The 226-nt window shown below is 55.8% G+C and carries 1 protein-coding gene; it reads left to right on the forward strand.

Translation table 11 applies throughout. The annotated features are described in order from the left end of the window. Positions 1-2: 2 nt before the first annotated feature. A partial coding sequence (locus AB1471_RS18075) for a hypothetical protein (RefSeq protein WP_367781091.1) occupies positions 3-226 on the forward strand: 224 nt, incomplete at its 3' end.

Raw genomic sequence — 226 nt, forward strand, 5'->3', positions numbered from 1 at the left:
GTATCGGTCTTGCCACCTCAGAGCACATCCGAGGCTGGTCCTACGGAGAGGTGAAGAAGCCTGAAACCATCAACTACCGCACTTTGAAGCCGGAGAAGGATGGTCTCTTCGGAGAGCAAATCTTCGGCCCCAGTCGTGACTGGGAGTGTGCGTGTGGCAAATACAAGCGCGTGCGTTTCAAAGGAATCGTGTGTGAGCGCTGTGGCGTGGAGGTTACCAAGTCCTC

It is taken from the genome of Jeotgalibacillus marinus, assembly GCF_040801915.1.
Taxonomy (GTDB): domain Bacteria; phylum Bacillota; class Bacilli; order Bacillales; family Jeotgalibacillaceae; genus Jeotgalibacillus; species Jeotgalibacillus marinus.